The organism is Shewanella sp. SNU WT4, from assembly GCF_006494715.1.
Classification (GTDB): Bacteria; Pseudomonadota; Gammaproteobacteria; order Enterobacterales; family Shewanellaceae; genus Shewanella.
In genome coordinates, this window is the sequence record NZ_CP041151.1 from 2,697,928 (window position 1) to 2,714,427 (window position 16,500).

General features: G+C 44.4%; 12 protein-coding genes, 12 tRNA genes and 1 pseudogene. 3 read left to right on the forward strand and 22 right to left on the reverse strand.

Annotation, left to right across the window (positions count from 1 at the left end; translation table 11 throughout):
• Window positions 1-34: 34 nt before the first annotated feature.
• From acs to FJQ87_RS12080, 3 genes are all read left to right on the forward strand, one after another.
• Window positions 35-1,990 carry an acetate--CoA ligase gene (acs, locus tag FJQ87_RS12070; RefSeq protein ID WP_140932843.1) on the forward strand — a complete coding sequence of 652 codons (1,956 nt, stop codon included), beginning with the start codon at window positions 35-37 and terminating at the stop codon, window positions 1,988-1,990.
• Window positions 1,991-2,191: 201 nt separating this feature from the next.
• A complete protein-coding gene (locus FJQ87_RS12075; RefSeq protein WP_140934102.1) occupies window positions 2,192-3,916 on the forward strand; it encodes a DEAD/DEAH box helicase in 1,725 nt (574 codons plus the stop codon).
• A gap of 52 nt (window positions 3,917-3,968) precedes the next feature.
• Window positions 3,969-4,226, forward strand: coding sequence for a GrxA family glutaredoxin (locus tag FJQ87_RS12080; RefSeq protein ID WP_140932844.1), 258 nt, complete (start codon window positions 3,969-3,971; stop codon window positions 4,224-4,226).
• 76 nt (window positions 4,227-4,302) lie between these two features.
• Here the strand turns inward: FJQ87_RS12080 and FJQ87_RS12085 are convergent.
• The 22 genes and pseudogenes from FJQ87_RS12085 to FJQ87_RS12190 form a co-directional block, all read right to left on the reverse strand.
• Window positions 4,303-5,432 (reverse strand): annotated as a pseudogene (locus FJQ87_RS12085) (DcaP family trimeric outer membrane transporter).
• A 264-nt stretch (window positions 5,433-5,696) separates the two neighbouring features.
• A tRNA-Lys gene (locus tag FJQ87_RS12090) sits at window positions 5,697-5,772 on the reverse strand.
• Window positions 5,773-5,809: 37 nt separating this feature from the next.
• Window positions 5,810-5,898: transfer RNA gene (locus tag FJQ87_RS18705), tRNA-Lys, on the reverse strand.
• Between the two features lie 37 nt (window positions 5,899-5,935).
• Window positions 5,936-6,011: transfer RNA gene (locus tag FJQ87_RS12095), tRNA-Lys, on the reverse strand.
• A 37-nt stretch (window positions 6,012-6,048) separates the two neighbouring features.
• Window positions 6,049-6,124 (reverse strand) — tRNA-Lys (locus FJQ87_RS12100).
• Between the two features lie 37 nt (window positions 6,125-6,161).
• Window positions 6,162-6,237: transfer RNA gene (locus FJQ87_RS12105), tRNA-Lys, on the reverse strand.
• A gap of 163 nt (window positions 6,238-6,400) precedes the next feature.
• Window positions 6,401-6,476, reverse strand: a tRNA-Lys gene (locus tag FJQ87_RS12115).
• A gap of 37 nt (window positions 6,477-6,513) precedes the next feature.
• A tRNA-Lys gene (locus FJQ87_RS12120) sits at window positions 6,514-6,589 on the reverse strand.
• 37 nt (window positions 6,590-6,626) lie between these two features.
• Window positions 6,627-6,702, reverse strand: a tRNA-Lys gene (locus tag FJQ87_RS12125).
• A 37-nt stretch (window positions 6,703-6,739) separates the two neighbouring features.
• A tRNA-Lys gene (locus FJQ87_RS12130) sits at window positions 6,740-6,815 on the reverse strand.
• A gap of 37 nt (window positions 6,816-6,852) precedes the next feature.
• A tRNA-Lys gene (locus FJQ87_RS12135) sits at window positions 6,853-6,934 on the reverse strand.
• A gap of 37 nt (window positions 6,935-6,971) precedes the next feature.
• Window positions 6,972-7,047: transfer RNA gene (locus FJQ87_RS12140), tRNA-Lys, on the reverse strand.
• A gap of 37 nt (window positions 7,048-7,084) precedes the next feature.
• Window positions 7,085-7,160, reverse strand: a tRNA-Lys gene (locus FJQ87_RS12145).
• A gap of 259 nt (window positions 7,161-7,419) precedes the next feature.
• On the reverse strand, window positions 7,420-8,190 hold the full coding sequence (ybgF, locus tag FJQ87_RS12150) for a tol-pal system protein YbgF (protein ID WP_140932845.1): 771 nt from the start codon (window positions 8,188-8,190) through the stop codon (window positions 7,420-7,422).
• A 17-nt stretch (window positions 8,191-8,207) separates the two neighbouring features.
• On the reverse strand, window positions 8,208-8,744 hold the full coding sequence (pal, locus tag FJQ87_RS12155) for a peptidoglycan-associated lipoprotein Pal (RefSeq protein WP_140932846.1): 537 nt from the start codon (window positions 8,742-8,744) through the stop codon (window positions 8,208-8,210).
• A gap of 31 nt (window positions 8,745-8,775) precedes the next feature.
• The gene (gene tolB, locus FJQ87_RS12160; RefSeq protein WP_140932847.1) at window positions 8,776-10,104 is read right to left on the reverse strand and encodes a Tol-Pal system beta propeller repeat protein TolB; all 1,329 of its coding nucleotides are present in this window, start codon (window positions 10,102-10,104) and stop codon (window positions 8,776-8,778) included.
• Window positions 10,105-10,113: 9 nt separating this feature from the next.
• Window positions 10,114-11,136 carry a cell envelope integrity protein TolA gene (gene tolA / locus FJQ87_RS12165; protein WP_140932848.1) on the reverse strand — a complete coding sequence of 341 codons (1,023 nt, stop codon included), beginning with the start codon at window positions 11,134-11,136 and terminating at the stop codon, window positions 10,114-10,116.
• On the reverse strand, window positions 11,133-11,573 hold the full coding sequence (gene tolR, locus FJQ87_RS12170; RefSeq protein ID WP_140932849.1) for a protein TolR: 441 nt from the start codon (window positions 11,571-11,573) through the stop codon (window positions 11,133-11,135). The genes tolA and tolR overlap by 4 nt, the downstream gene beginning before the upstream one ends.
• On the reverse strand, window positions 11,570-12,262 hold the full coding sequence (gene tolQ, locus FJQ87_RS12175; RefSeq protein WP_140932850.1) for a protein TolQ: 693 nt from the start codon (window positions 12,260-12,262) through the stop codon (window positions 11,570-11,572). Before tolQ ends, tolR begins: the two co-directional genes overlap by 4 nt.
• Window positions 12,252-12,650 carry a tol-pal system-associated acyl-CoA thioesterase gene (ybgC, locus tag FJQ87_RS12180; RefSeq protein ID WP_140932851.1) on the reverse strand — a complete coding sequence of 133 codons (399 nt, stop codon included), beginning with the start codon at window positions 12,648-12,650 and terminating at the stop codon, window positions 12,252-12,254. The genes tolQ and ybgC overlap by 11 nt, the downstream gene beginning before the upstream one ends.
• A 128-nt stretch (window positions 12,651-12,778) precedes the next feature.
• The gene (locus FJQ87_RS12185) at window positions 12,779-14,833 is read right to left on the reverse strand and encodes a prolyl oligopeptidase family serine peptidase (protein ID WP_240778921.1); all 2,055 of its coding nucleotides are present in this window, start codon (window positions 14,831-14,833) and stop codon (window positions 12,779-12,781) included.
• A 773-nt stretch (window positions 14,834-15,606) separates the two neighbouring features.
• Window positions 15,607-16,485, reverse strand: coding sequence for an OmpA family protein (locus FJQ87_RS12190; protein ID WP_140932853.1), 879 nt, complete (start codon window positions 16,483-16,485; stop codon window positions 15,607-15,609).
• Between the last annotated feature and the right edge of the window lie 15 nt (window positions 16,486-16,500).

The window sequence follows — 16,500 nt, forward strand, 5'->3', positions numbered from 1 at the left end:
AAACTACATTTAACACCTTTAAAGGGAAGCCCTTATGAGCGCGCCGTCACTTTACCCAGTCCCCGCGGACATAGCTGCAACAGCCCATATAGATCAAGTTAGCTATAAAAAGATGTATCAAGAATCTGTGGTTAACCCTGAAGGATTTTGGCGTGAACATGGTCAACGAATTGATTGGATCAAGCCATTCACTAAGGTGAAGAATACCTCCTATGATGATCATAATTTATTCATTAAATGGTTTTATGACGGCACACTTAATGCCTCGGCTAACTGTTTAGATAGACATCTAGCAACCAAAGGCGACACCACCGCCATTATTTGGGAAGGTGATGATGCCAGCGAGCAGCGCAAGATTACCTATGCCGAGCTTCATACTCAGGTATGTCAATTTGCCAATGCGCTACGCAGCCAAGGGGTACGAAAAGGCGATGTGGTGACTATTTATTTACCTATGGTGCCTGAAGCCACAGTCGCTATGCTGGCTTGTGCCCGAATAGGCGCCGTGCATTCAGTCGTCTTTGGTGGCTTTTCTCCTGATTCAATTGCCTCACGTATCATTGACGGTAAATCCAAAGTCGTCATCACCTCAGATGAAGGTTTGCGCGCTGGCCGAAAAATCCCACTCAAAAGCAATATCGATGAAGCCCTCAATAAAGTTGATGTGACTAGCGTTGAGCGCGTGATTGTTCTTAAGCGCACTGGTGGTGACATTCAATGGCAAACAGGCCGCGATGTGTGGTGGCACGAGTTAACGGCTACCGCATCAACTCACTGTATTGCTGAAGAAATGCACGCTGAAGACCCATTGTTTTTGCTTTACACTTCAGGCTCAACCGGCAACCCAAAAGGCGTGTTACATACCACTGGTGGCTACCTTGTATATGCTGCTATGACCCATGAATATGTCTTCGATTACAAAGCTGGCGAAGTGTACTGGTGTACCGCGGATATTGGCTGGATCACAGGTCATACCTACATGGTCTATGGACCACTGGCTAATGGTGCCACTATGCTGATGCATGAAGGAGTACCTAACTATCCAAATCCAGCACGATTAGGTGAGATAATTGACCGCCACAAAGTCAATATCCTCTATACAGCCCCCACCTTAATTCGTTCATTAATGGCCGAAGGTAAAGAACAATTTGCCAACTTTAGCGGCGCAAGTTTACGCATTATGGGCTCTGTCGGTGAGCCAATTAATCCTGAAGCTTGGCGCTGGTACCATGAAGTGATTGGTCATGAGCATTGCCCGATTGTCGATACTTGGTGGCAAACCGAGACAGGCGGTATTTTAATTACACCTCTGCCTGGTGCCACAGATACAAAACCTGGCTCCGCTACTCGCCCCTTCTTTGGCGTGCAACCGGCATTAGTCGATAACATGGGTAACCTGCTTGAAGGCGCCGCAGAAGGTAATCTGGTGTTACTCGACTCTTGGCCTGGACAAATGCGCACTGTGTATGGCGATCATGAACGCTTCGTGCTGACCTATTTTAAAACCTTTAGAGGCATGTACTTTACAGGAGATGGCGCTAGACGTGATGAAGATGGCTACTACTGGATCACTGGCCGCGTCGATGATGTGATTAACGTCTCTGGCCATAGATTAGGTACTGCTGAAGTTGAGAGTGCATTAGTAGCACACGAATTAGTAGCCGAAGCTGCGGTTGTGGGCTATCCCCATGATATTAAGGGACAAGGTATTTACGCCTATGTCACGCTCACCAGAGATAGCGAGCCTAGTGAAGAACTACGCCAAGAGTTACGCCAATGGGTGCGTAAAGAAATCGGCGCGTTAGCAACGCCAGATTTAATTCAATTTGCGCCAGGATTACCAAAGACACGTTCAGGTAAGATCATGCGCCGCTTCCTGCGCAAAATTGCTGCTAATGAAGTCACTAACATGGGTGATGCCTCTACCTTAGCGGATCCATCTGTCATAGATAGCTTGATTGATACGCGCTTAAACCGCAGCGATAGCTAAGCAAGTGCCTTTATAACTCCCAAATAACCTATAGAGCTCGTACTACAAAAAAGGATAAGTCATCGACTTATCCTTTTTTATTAGCTCTCATTTTTAAGGCGGTAAGTTATACCTGTCACCCAAACATACTGAGACTTCACTCATGCGCGTCTCATGCTACAATCGCTCATTATTTTTTGACTATTATTGCTCTTGTCTTCCATACAACTTCGAGATTATCAGCAAGCGTCCGTTAACGCTGCCATTGAACACTTTCGCCGCTCATCCGGTTCAGCCGTTATCGTCTTACCGACTGGAGCGGGTAAAAGCATAGTGATTGCAGAATTAGCTAAACTCGCTAAAGGGCGAGTATTAGTGTTAACTCACGTTAAAGAGTTAGTGGCTCAAAATGCAGAGAAAATCAACCTACTGACTGAACGCGCAGGTATTTATTCTGCCGGACTTAACAGCAAACAGACCCAGCACAAAACTGTGGTAGCCAGTATTCAATCCGCTTGCCGCGCACTTGATAGTTTCAATGAGCCCTTTAGCTTAGTGATCATTGATGAATGTCACCGTATAAGCGATGACAAAGACAGCCAATACCAAGCATTTTTACATCATCTGCGTAGCATCAATCCCAATATTAAAGTGCTTGGACTCACAGCGACTCCCTATCGTTTAGGCCAAGGTTTTATTTTTCGTCACCATTATCATGGCAAAGTCGGCAATCCCGATGGGGCGATGTTCGAGCAATGTATTTTTGAGTTACCACTGCGTCCCTTGATCAAGCAAGGCTATTTAACGCCGCCGAAGGTATTTGACGCCATTGAAGCTCAGTACAATTTCACTCAAGTAGAGCGCAATAGTGACGGCTATTTTAATCAACAGCAGGTCAGTCATATTCTCAATACCAGTGGCCGCGCAACCACAGCCATAGTAAAACAAATTAAGGCGTTAGCAACCGAACGTAAGGGCGTGATTATTTTTGCGGCCACAGTAAAGCATGCGCAGGAGATAATGAAATTACTCGGAGATGAAACCAAAGCGATTGTGACTGCAGATACGGATAATGCCAGTCGCGATACCTTGCTCATCGACTTTAAAGCTCAGAAAATTAAATATTTAGTCAATGTGTCAGTATTGACCACAGGCTTTGATGCGCCGCACGTGGATTTTATTGCCATATTACGCCCAACTGAATCTGTGAGTTTATATCAACAAATGGTGGGACGAGGCTTACGATTAGCACCAGATAAAACCGATTGTTTAGTCATAGATTATGCAGCCAATGGTTTTTCACTATTTTATCCAGAAATTGGTCGCCCTAAGCCTGATAGTCAATCGGTTCCCGTACAAGTCATCTGCCCTGCTTGTGATTTCGCTAATACCTTTTGGGGTAAAACAGATGGTGACGGCGATATTATTGAGCATTATGGCCGCCGATGTCAGGCATCGAATGATAATCAGCAATGTCAGTATCGGTTTCGCGCACGTATTTGTCCTGACTGCGGCGCTGAAAATGATATTGCCGCCCGTCAATGTCATCAATGCCAGTCAGTGTTAGTTGATCCTGATACTCATTTGAAACAAATTCTAAAAAAACAGCAGCATCATTTATTTAAAGTGCATGAAATGCACCTTGAAGTTAACCCTACGGGCTTAACTGTGCGCTATCTAGATATTGATGGCAATGACTACTGTCGCCGCTTTAGTATGCAAACACCTGCGCAACTACGAGCCTTATATGCCCTCTTTATCTATCCTCATAGCCGCACTCCCGGGATCAAACCACCACGCTACCAACAAGCACAACAAATTGTCAGTGACCAACATACCTTTAGAGCACCCGATCTCCTCTTATTGAAAAAAAATAAAAAAGGCTGGGATCTGCAACAAAGCTATTTTGACTACCAAGGCAAGTATCAAACCCATAGCTCACTTTGACACTGAGCTTAGCTGTGATATAACACCACAAACCTAGAATGAAGGAGTTGTAATGAACGTTGTTATCTTTGGTCGCCCAGGCTGCCCATACTGCGTTAGAGCAGTTCAATTAGCCGAAACATTGGCCGAAAAACGTGACGATTTCGAGTTTGAATACATAGACATGTATGCAGATGGGATCAGTAAAGCAGATTTAGAAATAACGATTGGCAAGCCTGTAGCAACAGTGCCGCAAATCTTAGTCGATAAAGTTCATGTCGGTGGCTGCACGGATTTTGAACAGTACGTTAAAGATCAGCAATTACTTTAATGTAAAAACGGAGGCTTAGTGAAAACACTTAAGCCTCCGTTGTGAGGGCGTTCAAAATTCTGTGTCAGGCTAATTTTTAAATTTCTAGCACGCTATCTAACGAGCCATCATATCCACTTTCTTGGCTGTTGCTCGCATACATATATTCAACCCCCACAGTTAATGGTTTTATTGGCGAATATAATAAGTTTATATTAGCTGAATAAGCCTCTTTATTGGCCGCACCACCGGTATATTCCAGCTGATTATCCGCTTTAAATCCAGACACTGTCACACTGCTACGCCACTGCTCATTCCACCAATGACGATAAGCTGCAAATCCGGCATACGATTTAATCGTTTCAATATCACCGCTATTATTCACCACACCGCCATTAGCAAAATTGAGAGCTAAATAACGGCCTAAGCCATCGCCATAGGTCGCGGTAAATTTAAAATCATCTTTACCAACGGGAACCACGCCAGAAAAACTGACGCCATAACCTAAGGTATTATCGTCAAGGTTTGCTTGATCTATTTTAAGTTGACGGGCAATACCTGCTAACGCAAATTTAGCGCCGCCTGAACTTTCAAAGTTATAACGAGCAACGGCATCGGGGATAACACCAGAACCGCTGGTAATACGTGGGCCACCGCCATTAGGGGTTAATGTTGTCTCTGGGTTTTCGAGGGAGAACTGTAACGCCCCATGGGTATAACGAACTTGAGTTTGACGGACAAAAGGCGTGCCATCCGCTGCACCCACAAAGTCTAAATTTTCCGGTAATGCCGCTGGATTTTGAAATGTCGTCCACGTTTGCCCAGCTAACCAATTGTCATAGCTAATATAGGCTTGACGAAGCCTTGGAGAATAACTGTTCGAGACGCGCTCATTACCACTGTCATAAAATCAAGTTCAATAAAACCTGTGATCTTATGACCATCAATATCATTCACTGCTTGAAAGTTAAATCTACTCTCACGAGCGTGAAAATCGACAACTTGTTTACCATTACCAGGAACACCATAAATAGTGCCAGGCACATAGAATTGTCGAGATAAATCACCTGAATCCGGTGCGCCGTTACTATAATCACTGAACATTGCGACTGCTTTAGCGTATCCGCCGAATGTCACCTTAGTATCCTCTAACGTACCAGCCTGTACCGCTGAACTGAGCGATAATAACCCTAGACTTGCAACGTCAGATAACAACCCTTTATTCATAGTGCCTCCTCATTATTATTTAATAGAGGCCACTCTGAACCAAGTAACTAATTTACTATATTAGCAATAAGTATATTAGCTAAAAATCTACCGGTGATTTTTGATGGATATTGGAGTGCAAAACATTGATAGATTGCAATAAGCAGTCAGATTCTATTGGAATTTAAGCAGTAGGATTCAATAATACGAAACTAATTGAATAACGGTAACAATATGCTGAAGATAAATCAGATTGAATCTTAGATTTCGAGTATAAGCAAAAGATGGTGGGTCGTGAAGGATTCGAACCTTCGACCAATTGGTTAAAAGCCAACTGCTCTACCGACTGAGCTAACGACCCATACAGTGCCTACTTATTTAACCACTAGTAGAAGAAGTGGTAGTTCGTAAAGGATTAAAACCTATCAACCGATTGGTTAAAAGCCAACTGCCCTAGCTTTATAAAAAGCGACTGAGCTAACGACCTATACAGTGCCTACTTATTTAACCACTAGTAGAAGAAGTGGTGGGTCGTGAAGGATTCGAACCTTCGACCAATTGGTTAAAAGCCAACTGCTCTACCGACTGAGCTAACGACCCATACAGTGCCTACTTATTTAACCACTAGTAGAAGAAGTGGTGGGTCGTGAAGGATTCGAACCTTCGACCAATTGGTTAAAAGCCAACTGCTCTACCGACTGAGCTAACGACCCATACAGTGCCTACTTATTTAACCACTAGTAGAAGAAGTGGTGGGTCGTGAAGGATTCGAACCTTCGACCAATTGGTTAAAAGCCAACTGCTCTACCGACTGAGCTAACGACCCATACAGTGCCTACTTGTTTAACCACTAGCAGAAGAAGTGGTGGGTCGTGAAGGATTAAAACCTATCAACCGATTGGTTAAAAGCCAACTGCCCTAGCTTTATAAAAAGCGACTGAGCTAACGACCTATACAGTGCCTACTTATTTAACCACTAGTAGAAGAAGTGGTGGGTCGTGAAGGATTCGAACCTTCGACCAATTGGTTAAAAGCCAACTGCTCTACCGACTGAGCTAACGACCCATACAGTGCCTACTTGTTTAACCACTAGCAGAAGAAGTGGTGGGTCGTGAAGGATTCGAACCTTCGACCAATTGGTTAAAAGCCAACTGCTCTACCGACTGAGCTAACGACCCATACAGTGTCTACTTATTTAACCACTAGCAGAAGAAGTGGTGGGTCGTGAAGGATTCGAACCTTCGACCAATTGGTTAAAAGCCAACTGCTCTACCGACTGAGCTAACGACCCATACAGTGCCTACTTATTTAACCACTAGCAGAAGAAGTGGTGGGTCGTGAAGGATTCGAACCTTCGACCAATTGGTTAAAAGCCAACTGCTCTACCGACTGAGCTAACGACCCATACAGTGCCTACTTATTTAACCACTAGTAGAAGAAGTGGTGGGTCGTGAAGGATTCGAACCTTCGACCTTCGACAATTGGTTAAAAGCCAACTGCTCTACCGACTGAGCTAACGACCCATACAGTGCCTACTTATTTAACCACTAGTAGAAGAAGTGGTGGGTCGTGAAGGATTCGAACCTTCGACCAATTGGTTAAAAGCCAACTGCTCTACCGACTGAGCTAACGACCCATACAGTGCCTACTTATTTAACCACTAGTAGAAGAAGTGGTGGGTCGTGAAGGATTCGAACCTTCGACCAATTGGTTAAAAGCCAACTGCTCTACCGACTGAGCTAACGACCCATCGTTGAAAGGCTTAGATACACCTTTCGTTTCTCATTTTGACCTTCGCCGTTCTGAGGGCGCCTATAATACCGTTTTCAGAATCCCATGCAAGCCTAAATTCCTATTTTCTAACTGTTTGCAGCAAAAACAGTCTAACAGTTTATTTTTTATATGTTTAGCATCTACATTAGTTAATAAATATAGGAATTTGCCACAGAAGTGATAAAACTTATTCAGAATTATAACGAAAAATCGCAGCCCTAGAGCTGCGATAAATTTATAAACCCGCTAACTGTTGAGCGGCAATTCTTGCCGCCGACGATTCGGGGTATTCTTTACGTACTTGAGTATATAAAGTTTTTGCTAAAGCAGCTTGATTGGTTTTCTCTGCAATCAACCCAAGCTTCACCAAACTATCTGGGCGCTTGTTCGAATCAGGGAATTTAGTCACCACAGTATCAAATGCGACTTTGGCTTCATTCAGCTCAGCTTTATTAAATAACAACTGCCCTAACCAATAATTAGCATTCGCCGCATAAGTGGATTGCGGGTAAGTCGCAATGAACTCTTTGAAGGCCGGTATTGCCTGATCATATTGACGCTGCTTTAACACCAGATTGACCGCATTTTCATAACTTGCCGTTTCGCTAAGCGTAGTGGTGTCATTAATCACAGTCTCAGTGGTTGCCGGAGCCACGACTTTTGGGGTAGCGACTCCAGTAGGTGCAATGCTCGCCACAGGTGGTGCTACAGGAGCTTGTTGTAACTTAGCAATATCATCATAGAGCTGACGCTGGCGCTGCAACATCTGCTCCGACTGATAGTTTTGCTGCTCAATCAAGCCTCTAAGGTCTTGAACCTCTTGCTGTAAACGGTCAACTTGTTGCTGTAACGCAAAGTCAGTTTGTTGTTTAGCTTTAACCACTCGCTCAATTCGCTGCAAACGTTGATCGCTCGAACCCGAACTTAAATCTTCCACAGGCGCAGGTGCGGCATAAGCAACACTTGAATTGACACAGATCAAAGCGGCAATTAACGACTTTTTCATTGCACTCATCCTTTGTCTTAATACACCATTACCGCACGGCGGTTTTTGCTAAAGCCATCGTCAGTGCTTGAGAAATCCAATGGTTTCTCTTCGCCATAGCTCACGATAGACATTTGGCTTGGTTGAACGCCCATACCTTGTAAGTATTTAGCGGTCGCTTGAGCACGACGCTCACCCAGTGCAATATTATACTCTGGGGTGCCACGCTCATCTGAGTGGCCTTCAATCAATACGCGTACATTTGGATGAGCGACTAAGTACTCACCATGTGCCTGAATGATTTCAGCGTATTCTGGTTGAATGTCACTGCGGTCGAAATCAAAGTAAATAATGTTTTCTTTACGCAGGTTTTCCATTTTCTGTCTTTGCTGCTCTTCTGGGCTCAGCATAGCGCCAACACCACCAGTTTGAACACCGTAGTTATCAGCACCAGTCTCGTAGCCACTGCCTTCTGAACCGCTTGATTCCAGATCTGAGTCAGTAGAGCTACAAGCACCTAATGTCAGTAACGGGATACTTACAGCCATAGCTTTTAACAGAGTAGTTAATTTCATTAATTATTCCTTGTTGTCAATTATTATTCATTCAAAGAAACGGCGACCAAGAAGGCGATTTAACGTCCCCTTCTCCCACCGGTAGCCTTGCCTTAAATCTACCATCCATGGACACTGCCGCTAATAATTGGCGACCATTATGTGTCGTGCCATAAATGACCATGCTGCCGTTTGGCGCCACACTTGGTGACTCATCCAAACGAGTAGATGTCAGAACTTGCATAAAGCGAGTATCTAAATCCATTCGAGCAATATTGTATTTACCATTGGTGCGGTTTACAAAAACCATACTGCGACCATCTGGAGTAATAGTTCCACCTAAATTCCACTCGCCTTCAAATGTCATACGGTTCACTTTGCCTGTGGCCAAATCTACCTTATAAATTTGTGGACGGCCACCGCGCTCAGAAGTAAATAATATCGATTGACCATCAGGGAACCATGACGGCTCAGTATCAATAGAGTAATGATTAGTGACTCGCTTGACTGCGCCTGTGGCTATGGTAACGGTATAAATTTCAGGTTGGCCATCTTTAGATAAAGTCACCGCTAACTGTTTACCATCCGGAGAGAATACTGGCGCACCGTTAATACCAGGGAAACTAGTGACCTTTTTGCGCTGCTGACTATAGATGTCTTGCACAAAAATCTCGGCTTGCTTGTTCTCGAAGCTCACATAGGCTAATTGACGACCATCAGGTGACCAAGAAGGTGACATTAATGGCTCAGGTGAGCGCAGTAACATCTGTTCGTTATAGCCATCATAATCAGCAATCATTAACTGATATGGTGCCGACTGTTTATGATTAACGACCACATAAGCAATACGAGTTAAAAACGCGCCACGCACACCGGTCAGTTTCTCGTAAACAATATCGCTGATCCTGTGACCATATTGACGAAACTGCGCTTCGCTAATGACGGTTTCACGGCTATCCATTAATAAATCTGCTTTGTTTAAATTAGCGCCAGACTGCTGCATCTGCGCTTTTAACAAATCAATCAGCTCAAAACTCACGAGGTACTGATTATTACCATAAGGTTTAATCGCCCCAATGAGCAAAGCCTCTGCGCCAACGTTTGCCCATAAATTCGGCGTAAACTCAGCAATTTGACTAATGTTTTGCTGCGGCAAACTGCGTACATCTAATGGTTTAAAACTGCCACTGCGGGCCAAGTCAGCAGTCACTACATCCGCAATCGCTTGTGGCGCTGGCCCTTGTCCCTGCCACACAAATGGCATAATGGCGATAGGTCGCGAGGCATCCACCCCTTCAGTAATCACAATATCTAGTGCAGCTTTGGCTGGAGATACCAGCAAAAGCGCCCAGAGAACAACTAGTTGAGAAAAACGTTTCATTAGATTCCCTTACTGAAATTCCGGCTGTACTGTCAAATTAATTTCTTTCATCTTGTTATACACATCCGCTTGTGATGATACAGGTAAACGCCCTGCTTTATTAATAGCGGCCTCGGTTGCTCGACATACTTGAGGGTCTCCCCCGACTGTCTTACTGGCCGTTACAAAACCATCATTGGCTAAACGCAAATAAACCGTACAACTCTTGCCTCGCATACTATCATTCACCGCTAAATTGCGTTGAATGGTAGCTTTGATCATAGAGGTAAAGCGATCTACCTCTGACATCACTTGGCGATTACGCGTTTGTGATAACGATGCCTGCTCTGCTGCTAATGCATCTTGCATCTGTTGCTCTTGCGCTAAACGGGCGGCTTCATCAGCCTTACGTTTCCGCTCAGCTTCCAATTGCTTTTTACGCTCAGCCTCAGCTTTTTTGGCGGCTTCTTCTTTTTGCTTACGCTCAGCTTCGGCTTTTTTAGCGGCAGCTTCTTCTTTCTGCTTACGCTCAGCTTCAGCTTTTTTAGCGGCAACTTCTTGCTCTTTCTGCTTTTGCTGCGCTTTGGCTACAGCCTCTTCTGCAACTTTGCGCTCAGCTTCTTTAGCCACTCGCACAGCTTCCGCTTGTTTAGCTTTTTCATTCTCTTGTTGCTGCTTTACTTGAGCCGCTTTTGCTTGCTGCTGCGCCAACTGAGTTTCTTTTTCCTTTTGAACTCGTTCTTGCTGCAACTCTTTTATCTTTTGCTGCTCACGCTCACGTTCTTGTCGAGCTAATGTGGCTTGCTTTTCTAAGTCTCGTTGCCTTTGTTGTTGCTCACGTTTAGTCGCTAACTCTTGCTGTTTTATTTTTTCAACCTGAGCCGTGACTTGTTTTTGATCTATCATGACAGCTTGTAGCGCTTGCGTGCTACTTGGCGGGGGTAAGTTAGGTTTGGTCTCAAACTTAACCCCAATAATTAAAATCACAATAACCGTAATATGTATGCCCGCCGACACTACCATAGGTAATCTCAGACTAGATTTCGAGGTCACTTACTTGCCTCCACGGGATCTGTCATCAAACCTACTGCAGGTACACCTGCCCCTTGTAACGTTACCATTAACTGAATCACTCGTTCATAGGGAATATTTTTATCCGCTTTTACCACAATCGGCCGCTTCGGCTCTAACTGGATAATCGCAGCAACTCTTATCGCTATTTCTTCTAAATCCAGTGGCTCGCGATTTTGACTAGCGCCAATATCTAAAAAGTACTCACCATCAGCATCAATTGAAGCCACGACAGGCGGTTTACTGTCAGCCGGCAGCGTTTCCGCTTTACCTTGTGGCAGCTCAACCTTTACCCCTTGGGTCACAATCGGCGCCGTCACCATAAAGATGATAAGTAGTACCAACATTACGTCGATATAAGGTACCACGTTGATCTCAGCAACGGGGCGGCGCCGTTTACGTTGATATGCTTGCATCATTGCTGACTGTCTCGCTCGCTGTATGCTTTACGATGTAAAATACTGGTAAATTCTTCCATAAAGTTGGCGTAAAGCATTTCCAGTTTTTCAACTTGGGCAGTAAAGCGGTTAAATGCAATAACGGCTGGAATTGCGGCAAATAAGCCCATGGCGGTTGCAATCAAGGCTTCTGCAATACCTGGCGCCACCATGGCTAATGTCGCATTTTCTACCGTACCAATGGCGATAAAGGCGTTCATAATCCCCCATACAGTACCAAATAGGCCTATGTATGGACTGGTTGAACCTATGGTCGCCAGCAATGATAAATGACTTTCAAGTTTTTCGAGTTCACGGTTTAAGCTCACGCGCATGGCGCGATAAGTACCATCCATCACAGCTTCAGGCACACGATTACTGAGATTGCGCAATTTCGAGTATTCTTTAAAGCCACTGACAAATAAGTTAGATAAACCCAGTTCAGGCGTGTCGCGGCTCGACATTTCTTGATACAAACGGCCAAGATCAACCCCCGACCAAAATTTGTCTTCAAATTGCAACGACAGTTCGCGCGTCTTCGCCAATAAGGCGCGACGTTGGAAGATCACGCCCCATGAGGCAATCGACAACACTAACAAAGTCAGCATGACGAATTTAACCAAAAGGCTGGCTTGTAAAAACAACCCAATAAACGACATATCAGCGTGCACTTAACAACTCCTGCTTAATAAATGATGGAATACCTTGGGGGCGCATTTTTGATAACTGAACACAGACAACGACTATTTCTGCCTCGCAATAACAGGCTTGTTGATCATCACACAATCGCTGCATAAATTTAATGGAAGTGCCTGACATTGAAGCCACTTCTGAATGCACTGTTAATTTCTGTTCAAAACGCGCGGCGCGTTTAAAGTCCATTGATACGTGCTTGACTACAAATGCCATATCTTCATTCAGCAATTGAGTTTGCGATATACCAATGTTTGCGAGCCATTCGCTGCGGGCCCGTTCAAAAAATTTAAGATAGTTGGCGTGATACACAACACCACCGGCGTCAGTATCTTCGTAATAAACGGATATAGGCCAAATAAACATAAATAAAATACAAAATATTAGGATTTATTGCGGCCTACTATACCTGTCCAACTTGCGCTTGTGAATGGTCACAGATAAAAGATTAACGCGCTGGGAAAAATGCTATTTTCCCAGCGTTTACAACTAAATCACTTCAGCTCAGTAGGTAAGATCAAACCGAAGTTATGCCATAAGAAAGCATAGATATCGACTTGTTCAGCAATGTTCATTGCCGTGGGTTTTCCGGCGCCATGACCGGCATTCGATTCAATCCGCATAATAATGGCATCATTGCCCTGCTGCTTAGCTTGCATCATGGCCGCAAATTTAAAACTGTGTAACGGCACCACCCGATCGTCATGATCCGCTGTCATCACCATAGTTGCTGGATACGAACGTTCACTGACATTGTGGTACGGGGAATATGCCAATAGCGTAGGGAACTGCTCGTTAACATCGCTGCTGCCATATTCACTGACCCATGCCCAGCCAATAGTGAACTTTTGGAATCTCAGCATATCGAGCACGCCAACAGCGGGTAATACCGCTGCAAATAGCTCAGGGCGCTGAGTTAAAGCCGCGCCCATTAATAAACCGCCATTACTGCGACCATAAGCGCCCATTTTATCAGCAGAGGTATATTTCTCATTAATCAGATATTCCGCTGCCGCAAAATAATCATCAAACACGTTCTGCTTTTTATCTAACATCCCGGCTTGATGCCAATTTTCGCCATATTCAGCGCCGCCCCTTAAGCTTGGCACCGCATAAATACCGCCTAAATCCATCCATGCTATGTTGGCAGGGTTAAATCTTGGCGTCATTGAAATCGCAAAGCCGCCGTAGGCATACAACATGGTTGGATTAGCGCCATTTTTAACGAGTCCCTTTTTATAGGAAATCATCATAGGTACTGAGGTACCATCTTTACTCTTATAAAATACTTGTTCAGAAACATAATCATTAGGGTCAAAGGCGACTTTTGCCTCAGCCACTAAGCTCGATGTTTGCTGTTTAAAATCATACTTATAAACACTTGGGGCTTGGATGTAGCTGTTATAGCTGTAATAAAAATAATCATTTGCGCGCTTACCATAAGGACCAGCAATGGCGCCTTTTCCTGGTAATTGCAGTTGCTTACGCATTTGACCAGACAAACTATAGATAGTCACTTGGCCTAACACGTCATGCAATGAACTCACCACTAAGTGATCATTAATAATAGCGACGCTAGCGATAGGATCGGATGATTCCTCAATGATAGTTTGCCAATGTTGACGCTCTGGTTGATTGATATCGATGGCGATAACTTTGCCATTAGGGGCGTCAAGATCGGTTTTAAAGTAAAAGCGCTCGCCATCATTGCCTAAGAAAGCATATTCAGCGTCAAGCTCAGGTAACAACTCCACAAAATCCGCATTGGCCTTTTTTAAGGGTTGGTAAAAGACGCGATTACGCGGATCGGTTCCTTGGGAAATCGACAGTAGTAAATAGTCACCATCATCAGATACTTCTGCGCCAAAGCCCCACTCTTTATTATCCGGGCGCTCATACACTAACTTATCATCAGCTTGAGAAGTGCCAATTTTATGGTAATAGACCTTTTGATTAAAATTGACGTCGGCTAAGGCATCGCCACCTGTTGGCGCATCATAGCGCGAGTAATACACGCCTTGATTGTCATTATCCCAACTGGCACTAGAAAACTTAATCCACTCTAAGTTGTCTGCCAGTTTCTTACCGCTGGCGACATCTAAAAAGTGCCAGGTTTGCCAGTCTGAACCGGATTTCGACACGCCATACGCTAAGGTTTTACCATCACGGCTTACGGCAACGCCAGATAACGCCACGGTACCGTTCGTAGATAATTGATTCGGATCGAGCAATACCCGCATTTCACCATGCTTAGGGGTAACAAACAGTACCGATTGTGACTGCAAACCATCGTTTCTAAATTGAAATTGATTATCGCCATGCTCAAATGGGGCGGCAATTTTCTCGTAATCCCATAACTCAGTAATACGCTGGCTAATCACCTGCTTATTCGGGATAGCGGCGAGATAATCATTTCCAAAGGCTTGTTGGGCGCTCACCCATGCACTGGTCGCAGGCGTGTTTTCTTCTAAGTGGCGATACGGATCGGCCACTTGCACGCCATGAATAGTATCAACTATGTCCTCGCGGCTGCTGAGCGGATACGTCATAGTGCTGGCGGTATCAGTTGAGGTTGATGGTACTTGCTGACAAGCCGTTAATCCCACGGCAAATGTCAACGCTAAGACACTCGGTCGGTCCCACAAAGGTGATTTCATCTTGCATCCTGTATTATGCTAATTCGGCTCTTCAAGGCCGGTAGTTAGGGTTACTTGAGCGTATTGGCTACACAAAAGTGTACTGAGTGCTTAGCTACATTTAACTAACGCAGGTCACAGTCACAAATCAACATCAAACCCGCACTTAAGTCGCACTTTGGCATTACTATACTAAGCGTCATGCTGATAGCAATAACAGTTTTGTGTCATAAAGTGTTTCACTAAAGGGCTACCGCGACAACCAACTTAACATTAACGCAACCAAGCACGAGCGCGACAAAGCTTACTTATGCATTAAATCTGAGTAACTACTTAGTTTATTGTTATAAAAGCGACTTTAGTGAACAAGATCACCTTTGCAGGCATTAGTTTTTCTAATGTTCTTAGCCAATTTTTCTTGCTTGTTGTATTTATTCAGAACCGTACAATGACGCCAGTTTTCAGGAAGTGTCCATAGGCTTATGGATATTGGAAACGAAGAATCTTGATTAATGGGTGTGACCCGTTAATGTTATGTGGTTCTTATGCTTGACTTCCTTCCTTCAATTTGTTGATTGCAATACTAATTTTTGCAGCCCGCTTAGAAATAAGTGGGCTTTTTTTATCTGCAACATTCATAAAAAAACCTTGCATGGCAAGGTTTAGTCATCACAATTGACGCCCGATTACGGCTTACTTATCCTAATGACCACACGGCGGTTGCGCGCCCGCTCTTCACTAGAATCGTTATTTGCGACATGACGCCGCTCACCGTGGCCCAAAGTAGAAATACGTTTGGCCTCAATACCCTGTGCCACAAAAAACTTTTTAACTGTCGAGGCGCGTGACACTGACACGTTATCATTGATGCCGCGACCACCAAAACTATCGGTATAAGCATCCACTAACACTAAATCAACCTTAGGATCGTGCTTTAAATACTCTTCAATGCGAGCTAATTGCTGCTTTGAAAAAGCGTTCAATTCGGTGCTGTCAAATTCATAATTGAGCACAGTAAAAGCAATATCATCGAAGCTATAAGGCAGTAATCCCGCCAAGCATTGTTTAAATTGGCGATATTTGTACTTAAAGTTGGCCGCCGACAAGCCGACGGCGACATTGTTATTATCATTGTGCCAATCGGCATAATAAAAGGTCGGCTCCATCCCGCGTTCAAGTTCGGTTAGCATATTCCACGCCGCCGTTTTGGGCACTTCGCCATTAAAGTATCTGTGGTAAGTCAGCTGTGAAATTTGCTTGGGCTGTAACCCTGGGCGCCACGACGGCGGGCGGCTCATTAATTTGGCCTTAGTGGCTTCATCCGGTTTATTCAACATGTCCAAAGTGAATAACAGATTGAGCTCTTTACTCGCTTGACTAGTAAACACAGCTTTACCATAAGCTGGGATTTCATGCTCAAGTCGACATTCAATCGGCGTGCTGCGGCTTAGCATCCAAGTCGATTCATCGAGACTCGCCACATAATGCCTAAGTTCACTGTTCGCCGGAAATGATAGCAATACGGCCAAGGCTATGGGCGCAACTATATGGGCGTTCACTCTCATGTAATAGCTCCTAAA